The sequence below is a fragment of the Dyella silvae genome (assembly GCF_026421305.1).
Lineage (GTDB): Bacteria > Pseudomonadota > Gammaproteobacteria > Xanthomonadales > Rhodanobacteraceae > Dyella > Dyella silvae.
The window spans coordinates 24,766-38,703 of the sequence record NZ_JAPJBQ010000012.1 but is presented as its reverse complement, the minus strand read 5'-3'; the positions used below and the strand labels follow the sequence as shown (position 1 = coordinate 38,703).

Below are 13,938 nucleotides of genomic sequence, written 5' to 3'. Positions count from 1 at the left end.
CTTCAAACCAAACATGCGCCCGATCAGAACTTCGCGTTGATGCTAAAGAACACCTGGCGCGGCGCACCGGCCATCAACGTCTGGTTCCAGCCCTGCGCATCCGAGGCCACATAGCCGTTGGTGCCCGTGGTGGCGTAGTAGTGCTTGTCGAACAGGTTGGTGACATTGAGCCCCAGGCTCAGGTCCTTCAGTACGGACACCGTGCCGAAGTCATAGTTCACACCGGCATCGAACAGCCAGTACGCCGGCACCTGAGAGTCGTTGATGTAGGTGATGTAGCGGCGGCCGGTGTATTTGCCGTCGATGCTCGCCGACCAGCCGCCATAGCTGTAGCTGAGATCGCTGGTGAACATCCAGGTGGGAATACCGACCACGTACTTGCCGTCGGTGGCCACGACGCCGTTGTTGAGGTAGTCGTCCTGGTACTTGGAGTTGTTGTACGACACCGAGTTGAGCCAGCGCAGGTGTTCGATCGGGCGCCAGATAACCGCCAGGTCCACACCCGTGCTCTTCACCGAGCCCACGTTGTTGAGAATGGCCGAGCAGGTCTGCACCGCGCTGCACGGCGATACGGCCAGCAGGCGGTTGCTGAAGCGCGTGTAATACGCATCGGCCGACGCCTCAAAGGTATCGCCATGCACGCGATAGCCGGTCTGGAACGTCTGCGACTGCTCCGGATTCAGCGAGCCCTTGCTCGCGTTGAACGCCGCCTGCGACTGGCTGAAGGGCAAGAAGCCGAACGCCGCAATGTTCTTGCTGTAGGAGGCATACACCTCCTGATTGGCGTCGATCTTGTAGTTGGCACCCACCTGCGGCAGGAAGCCGTCGCTGGCGCGAATGCGGCCCTGCGCCAGCGCACTGGTGGGCACCAGCGAGTCGGCCGAGTTGGTGACACCGAGCGCCTTGGCACCGAAGTTCACGGTGAGGCGATCGTCCATCAGATGGATGGTGTCGGAGGCGTAGGCCATGCGCGTCTGCGTGACGTAGTGCTGCAAGAAGCCGCGCAGGAACGGTGCTTCATTCTCGTAGAAGTTGCTCAGGTAGTTGTACGCGCCGGTCAGATAGAAGTAATTGCGCTCCTGATTGGTCTTGGCGTTTTCAGCCCAGAAGCCCACTTCGATATCGTTATTGCCGAGCGAGAACAGCAGCGAGCCAGTGCCACCGTAGCGATCCAGGCCATAGTCGGTGGTTCGCATCGCCAGCGGCACGGTCGGCGACGAAGCCACGTACGGCGTCGCCCACTGACCTTCACCGCGATCGTCGTGGTAATACGTGCCGAGGTTCAGCGTGGTGTGCTCGGCCAGATTGAACTGTCCGCTCAGGCCGGTCAGCGTGTCACGACGGATACCACCACCCGCGTAGTACGTGGAGTCCACCAGGTCATAACCCGCCGGCAACGGCGACAGTACGGCCGGGTAATTGCCTTTGCCGTTGTACGCATTGGCGATCTGCACGGCGGTGTTCCAGTCCGGCTGCAGATAGTCCCAGTTCCAGCCCAGCGCTTTCTGGCTGGCCAGGGACAGATCCATGTAGTCGTATTCCTTACGGCGCGACTCGTCGTAGAACAAGCTGATGCTGCCGCTATCCCACTGGTACACCGACTTCAGGTTGATCTGGTCGTTGCGCTGGTCGCCGTAGCCTTTCCACTTGTCGGTCGAGGCGTGGTCGTACGACACGTACATGGAGAAACCATGGAAGTCGCCGGAATCCAGGCGCACGAAGGTGCGCGTGGTGGAGTCCGAACCGATCACCTGATTGATGCGGGCGCCAGCCACGGCATCGGGGTCAGCCGAATAGAACTGAATGGTGCCGCCGAGATTGGTGTTGGCGGCCGTGCCCAGCGCGCCGGCGCCCTGCGCCAGCTCCACGGTGCTGATGTTGTCGCTGCTGATCGCGCGCGTCACCTGCAGGCCCGTGGTGGTGCCGTAGGTCATGTTGCCCAGCGGAATGCCATCAAGGGTGAAACCGAGGCGGCTCTGGTCAAAACCGTGCAGGGTGATCTGCGTCGACCACTCGTAATCGCCCCAGGGATCGGCTGCCTGGAAATTCACGCCCGGCAATTTGTCGAGGGCTTTCAGCGGGCTGGTTCCCGGTGCCAGCGCTTTGAGATCCTCACTGGTGATCTTTTGCACCTGGCGGGTCTCGCCCGAGGCCACGACGGAAACGGCCTCCATGTTCTTGGCTTTGTCGCGGTTGATGTTGGCCGATGCATCGGCGGCAGGCGCCGCGGCGGCGGATGCCGCATCGTCGGCGAGCAACACGCCGCTGTAGAGAGAAGCCAGGGTAGCCAGCGCGATCGCGGTCCTGCGAAGGGAATGCTTGGGCATGACAAGTCCTTGCGCGCAGATTCACCTTGAATCCGCACGTTCTTTGGTTTTTGGAAACGAAAGGGGAAATAGCCGTCCGAACCATTCGGTCGGCATTAGGAAATCGTGAAGGCTGCGTGTGTATCGGCGATGACACACATATTTAAAACACGCACGAAACACGGCGAAAAAGCGCTAACGTGTGACATCACACGTTAGCGCTGACGCTTAAGGAAGCAACGACTTGCCTTTCGCTTGCGGCAGACTGACACCAAGCACGTGCGCCACCGTAGGAGCGATATCGCGCATATCGATATCGCCAAGATTCTTGTTGGCTTGCACGCCTTTTCCTTGCATCAGAAACGTCGAGCGCATCTGCGCCAGTGAAGGGTCGTAGCCATGCATGCCGCGATAATGGCCTGGTGACTGCACCGGCGCATCGGGCTTGATGCCCATCTCAAAACCCGGCTTGAACATCACGAACCATTGAGCAAGCGGCGTACCGCCACCCTTCGCCACCTGCGACTTGTCCAGCACGCTGGCGATGCCATAGGCCGGATCCTGCTGCAGCCTTTCAAGCAACGCATCGACTTCCGCACGCACCTTTGCATCGTTGGGATCGCGCAACACGATGGCGGCACTGCCACCGTCATTCCACGGCGCCGCCTGCCAATCCGTGACGACACCGTCCTTCACCGTTATGAGGCCTTCCGCAAGAAAGGGCGCATACAGATTCACGTCGGTCTGCACAGGGAGAAAGCCGTGATCGGATACCACGACGACCACACCATCCGGGTGCACGCGGTGCGCGGCATCGACCAGTTCGCCGACGAGTTCATCGATTTGCCCCAACACCGCCTTCGCCTGCGGCGTATCCAGGCCGCTGACATGCTGCTCGTGATCCAGTGCGGTGAGGTAAGCCGTCATGAAATCGGGTTTGTGCGATTCCAGCAGAGCAACGGCGAAGTGCGCGCGCGTGCGGTCGCCCGCGATGCTCTCGTCGATACCGTCGGCATACGGACCCAGCTTTTCTTCCAGCGAGGGCAGCAAGCCCGGCGTCGCCAGCGCTGCGAGTAGCTTGCGGTCATCCGGTGTACCGGTGCGCCAGATCTGCGGCAAGTTCCAGTCCACCTGCGCACCCACGCTTACCGGCCAGTGCACATTCGCGGTATGCAAGCCTGCGGCGTGCGCTGCGTCCCACAGCGTGGGCACCTTGATATCGCTGGCGTACCAGTCCCAGCCCAGCTGATTCTTGTTGTACGGGTCGAACGTAAGGTTGCCGCCAATACCGTGCAGGTCAGGCGACACACCGGTGATCAACGTCGTATGGCTCGGATAGGTCAACGTAGGCAGTACACCCCGCACCGACGACGCATAGGTGCCATGCGCCACGATCGATTGCAGGTTGGGAAGGTGCAGCCCGCGCTGCTCAGCCTGCAGTACATCGGCGGGGCGCAAGCCGTCGATGGAGATCATCAGCACCGGTGCCGCAGTAGCCGGCAAAGCGAAGACCATGGACAGCAGTCCGGCCGCGCATAGAAAGGGGGAAAAACGCATCGTCAGATCACCACAGGGTTGGGAGCGTGCGAAGCAGAACCAGCGTACACCGTCTTTCGGCGACGCTGGCAGGCCGGTCGAAGACTGTTGGCGAAGGATCAGCGGCCGTCGACGGCCTTGCGACCGATGGCCGGATCGTCGGTAAAGAAGGCATCGATACCGGCGTCGAGATAGGCGCGAATCTCCGCGATGGAGCCCGCTTCATTGAACGTCTTCGGGTCGCCGCCCTGCCAGAAGTTCTTCGCCTGGAAATGGTTTTCCGGGCGGAACGTATAGGGATGAAGCTCCAGCTTCGCCACATGCGCGTCGTGCGCGAGCGCGGACGGTTTGCCGAGCCTGCCGTCCGCAGCGAGCGGAATGATGGCGCGGATATTCGGGCCGATGGCGTCAGCATAGGTGGCGATCTCGCGCAGACCTGCCGGCTTCATCATGTCGCCATAGGTGAGCTTGCCGCCCGCCGCCACCACGTCGTAGGGCTGCTCCTTGGCATCATCCAGCAACTGCAGCAGGCGGATATGGAGATTCGCGTGGCCCAGCTTGCTGCGCAGATAGCGCAAGTTGGCAATCTCGAACGACTGAATTTCCACCGGTGCCGTACGCGTATAGGCATGCGCGGCGAGAATCGCCAGCACGCGATCTTCCATCGGCAGGCCCGCCTTCTGGAAATACGTGCCGTGCTTGATTTCGGGAATGATGCCGATCACCCGACCCTGCGTGGCCGACTCGGTCGCCACGAAATCGATGATCTCGTCGAGCGTAGGTATCTGGAACTGGCCGTCAAACGCCGTACTACGCAACTCGGGCAGACGCTCGCGCGCACGCAGCGTCTTCAGCTCGTCCAGCGTGAAATCTTCGGTGAACCAACCGGTGACCGCATGGCCATCGATGGTCTTGGTGGTCTTGCGCGAGGCGAATTCCGGATGCTGTGCCACGTCAGTGGTACCGCTGATCTCGTTCTCGTGCCGCGCCACCGGCACGCCGTCGCGCGTCATCACCAGATCTGGCTCGATAAAATCGGCGCCGTCGGCAATGGCTTTGCCATACGACGCGAGCGTGTGCTCCGGGCGCAGCGCACTCGCGCCGCGGTGGCCAATCACCAGCACCTTCTGCGCCAGCGGCGCTTCATTCGCGCTTGCATCGGCAGCCATCAGCAGCGCACCCGCCAGGAAGACGGCCCAGCTTAAACGACCCACGGCAAAACCCTCGTGATCCATCGCGAAACGCCATTCCGGCGTAGCCATCCAGCCATGGTGACGCCGTTGCATGTCGTTTCCTTGACATGGGCGAGGCACGCCGTTTGAAACAACAGCATACGCAAGCCATGTGTAAGCAAAAGCACGAAAGCGAGAATGACGAGCTTGCGTGCCCCCATGACTGACGACACCCTGTGACTTGCGGCCAATGGCTTGATCAGGCCCCAGTGATAGCGTGACCTCCACTTCACGAACGTCGGGGAACGTTCATGCTCTCTATTTTGCTCGCCAGCCTGCTCAGCAGCGCGCAACCCGCGATCGACTGCCACGTCGGTGCGTATCGCCTGTCTGACGGCAGCACCGTCGACGTCGCACCCACCCAACCCGATGGGTTGCGCTGGCGCCGCATCGACGGCAGCACTGGCAAACTCAAGCACGGAGACGGCGACGTGTGGACCAGCACATCTGGCTGGACCGATCGTCCCGATCACAAGGATGTGACCTTCACCGATTGCGCCAGGGGCGGCATCCGCTTTGGCGGCATGGACGGTCAGCGCATCGCGTTCGACGTACACGACACCGTGTTCAAGGGCGAAGGCGGCACGCGCCTGGTGGGGCGGCTGATTCTTCCTGCCGGCAAGGCCAAGGTGCCGGTCGTGGTGCTCGTGCACGGCTCCGAAACCGATTCGGCGCGCATCTGGGATGCCATGCAGCGCGAGCTGCCGGCAGAAGGCGTGGGCGCGTTTGTGTACGACAAGCGCGGCACCGGCGACTCCGATGGCAAGTACACGCAGGATTACAGCGTGCTCGCCAACGATGCCGTGGCGGCGGTGACCGAAGCACGCAGGCTCGCGGGCGAACGTGCCGGCCGCGTCGGTTTCCGTGGCGGCAGCCAGGGTGGCTGGGTGGCCCCGCTGGCCGCTTCGCGCACCAAGGTGGATTTCGTGATGGTGGGCTACGGCCTCGCCATTTCGCCGCTGGAAGAGGATCGCGAAGCGGTCGCCTTCGGGCTCAAGCTCAAGGGTTATGACCAGTCGGTGATCGACAAGGCGTGGGAGCTGTCCGACTCACTCGGCCTGATGGTCTCCAGCAACTTCACTCAGGGTGTGGAACAGTTCGATGCCGCGCGCGCCAGGTATCGCAATGAACCCTGGTACAAGGATGTGCGCGGTGACTTCACCTACCTCGCCCTGCCCATGAGCGACGACGAGATTCGCGAGAAGACCCAGATGTTCTCCGCCACCCCATGGCATTACGACGCCATGGCCGTGCTGGAAAAGCTGCACACACCGCAGCTGTGGATGCTGGGCGGCATGGATATCGACGCACCCAGCGCTGAAACGCTGCGCCGCCTCGGTACGCTGCAAGCCCAGGGCCTGCCAGTCACCACCGCGCTGTTTCCCGGTGCCGAGCACGGCATGACGGAGTTCGAACTGGCGCCCGACGGCACACGCGTATCCACGCGCTACGCCGAAGGCTACATGCGCATGACCATCGACTATGCAAAGGGCACGCTGCACGCTCCCTATGGCGCGAGCAAGATGCAGTTTCCCAAGCATGGCGATGTAGCAAAAATGCCCTGACGCCGCGACGGTGCACCGGAGGCTCTTGCCAGAGCCTCCGGCGCGCGATACCGATCACGCAGAACTTCACTTCCAGCGTCAGATGACGCTCGCGCGTATCACCGCACCGCTGGCGCCGACGCCTTCTGCAACCACGCCTGATACGTGGGCCGGTCCACCGGTACGCCATCGGCATTGCAGCTGCCAAGCTTGCACAGTTCATCGCGGATGCGCGGTGTGTGCTGCACGATCACATGGAAGATGGTGTTCTGCTCCATTTCGCCATGGAACGCTGCCGCACCCGGACCATTGGCAAAGATCGCCACGTCCTCACCGCCATGCGTTTCCGCTTTCATCGGCAGAATCGACTCCTGCATGTAATCCGGGGCGTTGGTCCGGGCCTTGCTCAGATCCGGGCGCCCCTTGGTGACATGCGAATAATCGTGCGCCACATGGGGAAACTGCTTGCTGCCCTCCGGCTGCGTGTCGCTTGCGCCGGTATAGCCGGGGCCATTGGCGAAACCCAGGGTGGTGTACGGCTTGCCGGCGGCATCGCGCGCGATGCCCGCGCCACCTTCATCGTCGTAGCTGTCGGTGTGGCCCTGCACCAGCCCCAGAATGTCGTTGCCGCGCTTGGGATAGCCCGCAAACGTCATCGTGTGGCTGTGATCCGCGGTGACCACGATCAGCGTGTCGCGTGGATCGGTGTGCTGTAGCGCGGCCTGCACGGCATCCGCAAACGCGATCGTTTCATCCAGCGCGCGGTAAGCATTGCCGGCATGCAGGGCGTGATCGATACGGCCGCCCTCTACCATCAGGAAGAAACCGTTCGGATTCTGCCTGAGCACATCGATGGCGCTGGTGGTCATGTCGGCGAGGCTGGGTTCGTCCAGCTTGTCGGTGACGCGCTCATGCTCATAATTGAGATGCGACGCGTTGAACAGGCCGAGCAGTTGGGGCGTGTGCGAGAGATCCAGCGACTTCAACTGCTGGCCGCTCCACACATACGCACCCTGCGGATGTTTGCGCTTCCATTCGCCGATCAGGTCGCGCCCGTCCAGACGCTGCCCCACCTTGCCCTGTTCCACCGGATCGTCTTCGCCGGCGAGCATGAACTCGGTGCGGCCACCACCCATGGCGACGGTGAGTCCGGTCGCGGCTGGAAAGTCCACCAGCTGCGCGGCGAAATCCTTGCAACCCTGCGCCTTGGCCTCGGCTGGCATGTCGGCATCGACTTCCCAGTTGCGCTCGGGCAGGTGGCCGTACGTGGCCGCCGGCGTGGCATGCGTGATGCGCGTGGTAGTGATGGCGCCGGTGCTCATGCCCGCGGCGGCAGCGAGCTCCAGCGTGCTCACGAGCTCCTGGCCGTGCGAGGCCGCACAGTCCTGACGGCGCGGCACCTGCGACACGCCGATGAAACCGCCACGCGTCTTCACGCCGCTCATGATGGCGGTCATGGTGCCGGCAGAGTCGGGGGTCTGCTGATCGGTCTCGTAAGTGCGGCTCAACGCGCTGAAGGGAAACCGCTCGAAGCTCAGGCGATAGCTCTCGCCATCCACTCCCTTGAGCTGCCCCGCACGCACATGCGCGGCCGCGATGGTGGTGAGGCTCATGCCATCACCCAGAAATACAATAACGTTCTTGGCCCGCTGACCATGGCTGCCCGACTGCGCCGCCAGCTGCGACGCAGCGGCCGCGCCACTGCGGAACCACCATTGCGGCGTCTCGCCATCCGGCCGCTGGATGCCCGGCACGTCAATGGAAGACGTGGCAGAAGGTGGCTGTACCGCCTGGCTGGAACAGGCACTCAGCAGTGAGAACGAAACAAACAGCGCGGCACGGCGTGCCCGCGGCGACCAGTCGAACATCAGCAACCCCTTTCGATGAAAGCGCGCAAACGAGCCGCGGATCATACCGGCGCCGCAAGAAATTGCTGTGACACTCGCCGGACGCAGGCCGGTGCTAGCCTGCGTCCATGAACTGGCGAGTTTTGCTGCCGTTTCTCGGCTTACTCTCGTGGGTGGCGATGGCGGATGACACCACCAGCGCGCCGACGGGCCTGCAGGACAACGTAGTGTTCTCCCGCTATGCCGACCTCTCCGGCAGCGCCGAACTGCTCCGGCGGCTGGTCAGTCCGCTCAACGCCCGACGGCTGCGGCAACAAGCGTCCGGCGCCGGCCTTCGGGAACAAGCCATCGACCTCGCGCAAGAGCGGTTTGCACTTTATGTACCGGCCCAGCCACCGCCCGCTGGCTACGCCGTGCTGGTATTCGTACCGCCATGGCACAAGGCCAAAGTACCGCCGGCATGGACAGCCACGCTGGACCGCCACGGCGTCATCCTGGTCACTGCAGCCAACGCCGGCAACGACGCCAACCCGCTCGACCGAAGGGAGCCGCTCGCCTTGCTGGCCGCCATCAATGTGATGGCGCGCTATCGGGTCGATCCACAGCGCATCTACATCGGCGGCTTTTCGGGTGGTTCGCGCGTCGCGTTACGCCTGGCGATCGGCTACCCCGATCTGTTTCGCGGCGTACTCCTCAATGCAGGCAGTGACACCGTGGGCGACACCATTCCGTTGCCGCCAGAACCGCTGATGGCACGCTTTCAGGAAGGAACACGCCTGGTCTTTGTCACTGGCGAGCGGGACACACCTCGTCAAGACGCCGACAGACAAAGCCGCCAGTCACTGCGTGATGCATGCGTCACCGATATCGACACCCTGTCCATGGCATGGACAGGCCACCAGTTGGCCGATGCGTCATCGCTGGATCGTGCGTTGATCTCGCTGGACAAGCATCGCAATGATGACGCCGCTGCATTGGCGGCGTGCCGCGCTCGCATCGAACACGACCTTGCCGCGCAGCTGGACAAGGCGGAAGCGCTATTGAACGGCGGGAAGACCGATGACGCACTTCGATTGCTGCAGGCGATCGATACGCGCTATGGCGGTCTTGCTGCGCCACGCAGTGTGGCGTTGGCGGAACGTCTGTTGGCGTTGCCGGCTGGTGATGCAGGTACGCCACCGCATTAAGAGTCACTCACGCAACGCAGTAGATGCTCGAGCTTGTTATTTCGTCACAAGGCATCTTCCTGGAGATCAAAAGAAGCTTGGCTCAATGAATGATGGGGCCAGATTGACCCCTCACCCCAGCCCTCTCCCCGAAGGGGAGAGGGAGAAGTGGGGTGCCCTCGCCAAATTCGCAGCGCGAACTGAGAGGAAGCGAAGCGACGTTCCGCTTTAAGCCCTCTCCGCGATGGCGCGTTGCGAAGCGCTCTGAAGTACCCGCTGTGTAGCGGCGAAGGTTGCCAAGTGACAACGCGCCTCGAGCGTTCGGGCTTATCCCTGCGCAATGCTGCCAGCTCTTAAGGCCATTTTCTTTGGGTTACTTTTCTTTTGGGCCAGCAAAAGAAAAGTGACTCGGCCTCCGGCAGGAGGTCGAAACGCCCGCCGCGTAGGCGGCAACCTGGCGGGAACGCCAACCCAAAAGCGAAGGTCACTGGATGACCAGCCTTCGGCTGTTGTAAAGCGCTTCCTGCCTTCACAGGGATGACGTCGAGGGGTAACCCAGCCTAGTCGCGAGCACCCGCCCCTCACCCCAGCCCTCTCCCCGGAGGGGAGAGGGAACTAAAAGCGGCACGCATGCTGACGTGCGTCAGAAAAATCCAACGCCACGCAACGCTACGTCAACGACGCCACATTGATGCGCCCCGCCTTCGCCGCCTTCACCATCGCCTCGTGATCGCGCTCGTTCTGATCCGCATAGGCCACCGAGAACGACGCGATGGCATCGGCAAACGCATCACCCTTGCCGAGATAGGCCGTTAGCAACACCGCGTCACCCGAGCGGGCATGCGCGCGCGCCAATGCGTGTGCACACAGCCTGCCGTACCGACGCAGAACAGTCGCGCTCATCACCTCAATCTGAGGCGAAATCTTGGCATCGCGCAATTGCCGCAGGTAGAAGTGGCGGAGCGGCGCTTCGGTCCACCCAAGAAACATGTCGCTCGCCGACTGCATCAGGCGCTGCCCAATCACGACACGCTGGCCCTGGTGTTTGTACGGATTCTTGCCGATGAACTGATCAATCACCGATGCGCGCGCCTCCTTGAACTGCAGGAATAATGGGTCGCCGTTGCCCGACACCATCAGCAGAATGCCGCAGTAAGTACCCACGCTGCCCACGCCAACCACCTTGACGGCGGCATCTACGATTTCAAAACGATCAAGCAGCACGCGCCGCTCGGGCGACAGCGACTCCCGGTAGAGTTCAAATGCACGCGTACGTTCATCGGGACCCAACGTGTCTTGCAGTGCTGCGTCGTGATAGATCAGCGGCGGCTCGTCCTGGATGCGCGGCGGCGAGCCGCCCGCCACGGTAAATTTGATGAACTCCTTGGTATGCACCGTGTGTTGCATGGCCTTTTTCACATTCTTGATGGCGAGCTTCTTCACCTGCTCGTCCTGAATGTGATCGATCACATCCTCCAGATCGATCTGGTCATACCAGGCCTCGAGCAGCGGCATCTCGGCGAAGGAGGCCGTGTACGACTGATAGGCCGAGGCTGCTTCCCAGGCGATGTCTTTGGCCTCGCCCGCATTAAAACCATTGGCTCGCGCGGCCACCACCAGGCTCGCGCATAAGCGCTTTACATCCCATTCCCATGGGCCGACGGTGGTTTCGTCAAAATCATTGATATCGAAGACAAGCTTGCGCTCCGGCGTGGCAAAACCGCCAAAGTTCACCAGATGGCAATCGCCACAAATCTGCAGAAGAACATTGGTGCGGGCGGTGCTGGCAAGATCACTTGCCATGATCGCGGCGGCACCACGATAGAACGCAAAGGGCGAGGCCATCATGCGGGCGTTGCGAATCGGCACCAACGATTCCACACGCCCCTTCGAGGACTCAATAAGAATATCTATCGGATCCGGCCGATCGTTCGGCGCGCGCCAGCCGCCCAGCGACTTGCGTGGACAGGCTTCGCGCAAGGCCTTGGCCCTGGCCTGCCGCTCTGCTGGCCGCTCAAGCAACGTCTCCTGCGACAGGTGACCACCGCCGCGCGCGGGCGTCAGGAAATGGGGTTTGGCTTGTGCCGCGCCCTTGGTTCGACGCGGTTTGACCACCTTCGGAAGCTGCTGCTCAGCCGTCGTTTTAGACATCGGTTCCACCTCGCAATGGAAGGCATTGACGTCGCCATGAAGCCTGTCGCCAGTACTTCATTTGACGCCTGTCGCCGGCAAAGGTGAACCGCAAATTTACTTAAAACGCCCGTGGGAACACCTGACCTCCGGGTCCTTGGCGGCTGGGGGGCACTGCCCCGGCGTCCCTGTTGCGATCCGGACGCACCCTTCCAAATGAAAATGCCGCCCATCGACGGGCGGCATTCTCGTGGCTGTCTTGCGAAATGGCGGAATGATCAGCGGTAGTTGTGCACGTCGTCGATAGCCCGCTCCACCGCGGCGGATGCGTTGTCCACGTGAGCGATGGCGCGGTGCTTCAGTTCGCGCGTTTCCGGATCATCCTCTTCGCGGTCGATATCGTGGTGCACCTTCGCCAGCAGCTTCTCCGCCTGATGGAGGCGGCCCGGCTGATCCATCGACACATCGACCTGCGGGTGATCGTTGAGATCCTTGCCGTCGTCGTAGGCGGCACGCTTGATCTCGCCGATCGCGTGATCGATCTCAGAGATGGCGATGTCTTCCTGGCTACTCACGGCAGCATCGCCCGGACGATGCTCAAGCATCCAGCGCGCTGCGCGCAGGTCGGAAAGCGCATGCAGGTAAGCAGGGTGCCGGCCCGGCAAATCCGCGTGCGCCGACAGCGGCAACAACACAGCCAGACCAGCAGTCAAAATCATGCGCTTGCAAAGCAATTTCATGCGTCCCCCTCGGTTGTGAAAGTGGACGCATTATTAGCAGCGTTGCTTGCAAATGGATGGCTCGGTTCTACGTGCCGTTAAGTGCGCAGTTGGGGAATGATTCCGGTCACCAACGCGAACGGGGTGCCATTCGCGCCGGTGACCATGGATGCGCCTGCGATGGATACCTTGGTCAACGCCAATAACGGAAGGACCTTCTTAGTGGCCCTTGCCGTGGGTCTTGGTAAGACCCTTACCGTTCGATTTGTCATGCGCGACGGTACGCACCTGCGGACCCACTTTTTCATCGGCCGCCTTGGCGGACTTGGCCTGGGCCGATACAGCATCGCCATGCATGTCATGGTTCATGGGCGCGTGTGCAGACATGGACGCTGCATGACCACCGCCACCGCCGCCACCATGCGCCTGCGGGGCCGCCATAAGCGGCATGGCAAATAACGAAGCAACCAATGCCAGAGGGATGAGATAGCGCATGACCCGACTCCTGCTCGTGAATGAAATGCCGATGCGTCAGCGATGACGGCGGCGGGATAAACCATGGCACAGCGGGTGATACTTGCGATGAATAGAACGGGGACTCTTCGCATCTGAGGCATCAACGTTCAGCGTGTCGTTCGCAAACGTCAGCTCACTGAAAGACAGTCGCCCCGTTCTTGCGACACGAGACTGAACGGGCGCAACTTCGCTCGCCGCACTTGTGAGCTGTCATGACACAGCGCCATGATTCGGCATGACTTCGACCCTCAAGGGGAGGCGACAGGCGATGGCTTTCGGCAGGCTTGCTGTCCGCCCGGACGGTGTCGGCGTTTTTTTGCAACGCATGGGCGCGTCGCAATCACCACGTAACCGACCTGCATGAACAGTGAGCCTCAGGTCACTGAAGCCCTGGTGCGCGCTGCCAACGGTGACCCCACCGCACTGGATACGCTGATCCCCAAGATTTATGCCGCGCTTCGCCAGTTGGCACGGCGCCAGCGCGCCCATGAAGCAGCACACACGATTGAAACCACTGCGCTGGTCCATGAGGCCTATCTCAAACTGGTGACCCAGGGCGGCGCGACGTTTACCGACCGCGCACACCTGTATGCCTATATGAGCCAGGTGATGCGCCACATCCTGATCGACCACGCTCGTCGCAAGAAAGCGCAGAAGCGACAGGCCCCCGACGTGACGGCACCGGAAGACGCCTCGGACATCATCGACGTGCTGGCCATCGACGAGGCCCTCACGCGGCTGGCCGCCGTTGACTCGCGCCTGGCGCACGTCGCGGAGCTGCGGTTATTTGCCGACCTTTCGAGCCCGGACATTGCGGCGGCCTTGGGCGTCAACGCGCGCACGGTCGAGCGCGACTGGCTCAAGGCACGTACCTTTCTCGCGGCTTGTCTGATGCCAGCCGCGTGACTCCCTGTCGGGAATTGCCACGTGAATACGCTATAG

General features: G+C 62.0%; 10 protein-coding genes. 3 read left to right on the top strand and 7 right to left on the bottom strand.

The features are described from left to right. Positions 1–23 precede the first annotated feature (23 nt). The 3 genes from OQE56_RS19150 to OQE56_RS19140 all read right to left on the bottom strand — a co-directional run bounded on the left by OQE56_RS19150 (position 24) and on the right by OQE56_RS19140 (position 5,011). A complete protein-coding gene (locus OQE56_RS19150) occupies positions 24–2,327 on the bottom strand; it encodes a TonB-dependent receptor (RefSeq protein WP_267226548.1) in 2,304 nt (767 codons plus the stop codon). Positions 2,328–2,534: 207 nt separating this feature from the next. Then, the gene (locus tag OQE56_RS19145; RefSeq protein WP_267226547.1) at positions 2,535–3,821 is read right to left on the bottom strand and encodes an alkaline phosphatase family protein; all 1,287 of its coding nucleotides are present in this window, start codon (positions 3,819–3,821) and stop codon (positions 2,535–2,537) included. A 140-nt stretch (positions 3,822–3,961) separates the two neighbouring features. Continuing rightward, positions 3,962–5,011: a glycerophosphodiester phosphodiesterase gene (locus OQE56_RS19140; RefSeq protein WP_267226599.1), complete on the bottom strand. Its 1,050-nt coding sequence runs from the start codon at positions 5,009–5,011 to the stop codon at positions 3,962–3,964. 314 nt (positions 5,012–5,325) lie between these two features. On the opposite strand from OQE56_RS19140, the gene OQE56_RS19135 reads away from it, so the two are divergent. Next, positions 5,326–6,639, top strand: coding sequence for an alpha/beta hydrolase family protein (locus tag OQE56_RS19135; protein WP_267226545.1), 1,314 nt, complete (start codon positions 5,326–5,328; stop codon positions 6,637–6,639). Between the two features lie 98 nt (positions 6,640–6,737). On the opposite strand, the gene OQE56_RS19130 is transcribed toward OQE56_RS19135, so the two are convergent. After that, positions 6,738–8,486 (bottom strand): alkaline phosphatase, encoded by a 1,749-nt coding sequence (locus tag OQE56_RS19130; protein WP_267226543.1) that lies wholly within the window; start codon positions 8,484–8,486, stop codon positions 6,738–6,740. A 107-nt stretch (positions 8,487–8,593) separates the two neighbouring features. On the opposite strand from OQE56_RS19130, the gene OQE56_RS19125 reads away from it, so the two are divergent. Next, positions 8,594–9,652 (top strand): alpha/beta hydrolase family protein, encoded by a 1,059-nt coding sequence (locus tag OQE56_RS19125; RefSeq protein ID WP_267226541.1) that lies wholly within the window; start codon positions 8,594–8,596, stop codon positions 9,650–9,652. A 648-nt stretch (positions 9,653–10,300) separates the two neighbouring features. Here the strand turns inward: OQE56_RS19125 and OQE56_RS19120 are convergent. From OQE56_RS19120 to OQE56_RS19110, 3 genes are all read right to left on the bottom strand, one after another. Further along, a complete protein-coding gene (locus OQE56_RS19120; protein WP_267226540.1) occupies positions 10,301–11,782 on the bottom strand; it encodes a DUF2252 domain-containing protein in 1,482 nt (493 codons plus the stop codon). A gap of 257 nt (positions 11,783–12,039) precedes the next feature. Continuing rightward, positions 12,040–12,501, bottom strand: coding sequence for a conotoxin (locus tag OQE56_RS19115; RefSeq protein WP_267226538.1), 462 nt, complete (start codon positions 12,499–12,501; stop codon positions 12,040–12,042). Positions 12,502–12,699: 198 nt separating this feature from the next. Beyond that, positions 12,700–12,975 carry a hypothetical protein gene (locus OQE56_RS19110; RefSeq protein ID WP_267226536.1) on the bottom strand — a complete coding sequence of 92 codons (276 nt, stop codon included), beginning with the start codon at positions 12,973–12,975 and terminating at the stop codon, positions 12,700–12,702. A 381-nt stretch (positions 12,976–13,356) separates the two neighbouring features. Here OQE56_RS19110 and OQE56_RS19105 point away from each other — a divergent pair, with 381 nt between their 5' ends. Beyond that, positions 13,357–13,902: an ECF-type sigma factor gene (locus OQE56_RS19105; protein WP_267226534.1), complete on the top strand. Its 546-nt coding sequence runs from the start codon at positions 13,357–13,359 to the stop codon at positions 13,900–13,902. Positions 13,903–13,938 lie beyond the last annotated feature (36 nt).